Annotated in this window: 3 protein-coding genes; all 3 read right to left on the bottom strand. The window is 65.0% G+C overall.

The features are described 5' to 3' along the window. Positions 1-691: hypothetical protein (locus AC04MI_RS24910; RefSeq protein ID WP_476499012.1), on the bottom strand; the 691-nt coding region annotated here is incomplete at its 3' end. Further along, positions 688-1290 (bottom strand): hypothetical protein, encoded by a 603-nt coding sequence (locus AC04MI_RS24905; RefSeq protein ID WP_436001404.1) that lies wholly within the window; start codon positions 1288-1290, stop codon positions 688-690. The genes AC04MI_RS24910 and AC04MI_RS24905, both read right to left, overlap by 4 nt. Then, a complete protein-coding gene (locus tag AC04MI_RS24900) occupies positions 1283-1777 on the bottom strand; it encodes a type IVB secretion system protein IcmW (RefSeq protein WP_476499011.1) in 495 nt (164 codons plus the stop codon). The genes AC04MI_RS24905 and AC04MI_RS24900 overlap by 8 nt, the downstream gene beginning before the upstream one ends. Between the last annotated feature and the right edge of the window lie 75 nt (positions 1778-1852).

The raw sequence follows: 1852 nt of genomic DNA, 5'->3' as shown, positions 1-1852 counted from the left end.
CGTTCTGCGTCGGCACCGCATTGACGACGTTGTTGAGGTACGCCACGGCGCCTTCGTACTGGTCATTGGACAGCACGTCGCGACCGAGGATGTTGTCGGCGCGAACGTCGGCATTCTGCAGATCCGCCGTCGCTGCGGTCTTGCAGCGGCCCAGCGCGACATCGCGCTCGGAGCAGAACTTGTCGGCGTGCGTGCGGAACACCTTGTCCACGGCGCCGGCCGTGTTGCTCGTATAGAGCGTGCGCTCCTGCAGGCCCTGCATCAGGCCACGGGTGGTCTGCACGGTGCTCTGGGCACCGTCACCCACCGCCGATGCGGCATTGGCCTCGAAACAGGCGCGGGGCGACAGTGCGAAGTCCATGGCGGCCTGCCCGCGCTTGTCCTCCATGTACAGCGCAGCACTGGCTTGGACAGCCCCCTGCTCGAAAGTCTTCTGCGAAGCCGTCTGCTTGCCGAGCTCCTGCACCACCTGGCCCAGGCCGCTACTGATGTTCTGGTTGATCTGGTTCAGGATCAGGGTGATCGATGAGGTCGACGAGGCGATGGCCGACACCACGGAGGCACCGGCTGCCTGTGCGCCGGTGGCTGCGGCAATACCGTCACCGCAGCACGCGGTCGACGGCGAGGTGGCGAAGTAGGTGCCGACGCCCAGCATCGTCACCAGCCCGAGAGCGATCGAGGTGCGCTTCATTTGCAATCCTTCCCCGTGCAGGTGCCGCCATTGCCGCCCCAGTTGACCAGGCCGCCGGTGTTGCTGGAGCCGACGCTGCCGGTGCCGTTGCCATTGACGTTCCCGGTGACGTTGCCCAGGTAGCCGTTGTTGCCGTTGACGTTCACCGACCCGCCGCCGGCGGTGCTGGCGCCGATCTGGACGCCGTCAATGGTGCCGCTGTAGCTCAGATTGCCGCCGCTGTAGGACAGGCCGCGCTCTGCCAGCGCTTCGTTGAGCGTGCGGTTGAAGCGATCGGCGGCTGCCGAGCATTCCCGCATCAGCAGGTCTTCGCCCAGCTTCTGCAGGATGGGCTGCAGGGCGCCCATGTTCAGCATGCCCATCGGGATCTTGTTGTACTGCACGATCAGCTGCAGACACGCCTTGGTCGCATCGTCGAAGGTGCGCGACGGGTTGCGCTTGGGCACGTACACCTTGATCGCCGTTTCCAGTGCGCCAGCGGCGCTCTGCTGGATCTCGTTGCACACGGCCTGCTTGGTGGCCGGGTCCAGCGCCAGGGCGGGGGCTGCGCTGAATACGCAGATCAGGAAGGCCGCAAGGCCGGGGAGCATCCTACGCATGCTGGGTTTCCTCACGATGTTGTCTGATGACGGCGGCGAGCTTGCTCATCGCCTGGGGGTCGAAAACGTTCTTCAGGAACGGCTGGTTCTGGAGCATCCGCAAGCGCTGGAGCAGCGTGGCCACAAGTGCCTTTTCGGAGATGCCGGCGCGTACGGCGCGGCCGTCGCGCTGCAGCAGCGCCTCCACCAGGTGGGTGCCGGCGCCCGGCTGGACGTWGTCCATCCACTGCWGCAGGCGCACGGCCTTGGACGAGCTGATGTAGACCAACAGGAACAACAAGCGCCCCTGGTCCATGCGCTCCAGCGCGTGCGCGCCGCCGGGCTGGCTGAGCGCCCGCCCCAGCTTGACCAGACCCATGGCAACGGCAGGAGACCCATCAAGGGTCCAGTCCTCCGTTGCCTGCATGTCGTCGAACAGCTGGGCCAGGCCGGGATCGGCCTTCTGCCAGTGCTCCCGGACCTGCTGGTGATCCAGATCAAGAATCATTGCTTAACTTTGATTGGAGTATGTTTGTAAAGTATCATCCGGGTAACCGGACGGGTCAATACCCAATCACACACA

The organism is Acidovorax sp. LjRoot204, assembly GCF_056175785.1.
Note: the sequence above shows the minus strand (reverse complement) of the source record. Positions and strands in the feature narration are given on the sequence as shown.